Raw genomic sequence first — 584 nt, 5'->3', positions numbered from 1 at the left:
ATGGCAAAGGAAAAGTTTGAGCGTACAAAACCGCACGTCAACATCGGCACGATTGGGCACGTTGACCACGGTAAAACCACGCTGACCGCAGCAATCACCAAGTATTTCGGTGACTTCAAAGCGTATGACCAAATCGACGGCGCGCCTGAAGAGAAGGCTCGTGGCATCACCATCTCGACCGCCCACGTGGAATACGAGACCGACAACCGCCACTATGCGCACGTTGATTGCCCCGGTCACGCCGACTACGTCAAGAACATGATCACCGGTGCCGCTCAGATGGACGGCGCAATCCTGGTTGTGAACGCTGCTGACGGCCCGATGCCGCAGACCCGCGAGCACATCTTGCTGGGCCGCCAGGTTGGCATCCCGAAGATGGTCGTGTTCATGAACAAAGTTGACCAGGTTGACGACGAAGAGCTGCTGGAACTGGTTGAGATGGAAGTTCGCGAACTGCTGTCCAGCTACGAATACCCTGGCGACGATATTCCGATCATCGCAGGTTCGGCTCTGGCCGCGATGGAAGGCAACAACCCGGAAATCGGCGAAGAGAAGATCAAGGAACTGATGGCGGCTGTTGATGA

General features: G+C 56.3%; 1 protein-coding gene. It reads left to right on the top strand.

Features of this window, described 5'->3' with window-relative positions; all coding sequences use genetic code 11:
• Positions 1–584, top strand: a 584-nt coding sequence (locus ACR0LY_RS19990; RefSeq protein ID WP_480567787.1) for a GTP-binding protein, incomplete at both ends; no start/stop codon positions are given.

It is taken from the genome of Ruegeria sp. BC5, assembly GCF_056539205.1.
The sequence above is the reverse complement of the archived record's forward strand: the minus strand, read 5'-3'. Positions and strand labels throughout refer to the sequence as shown.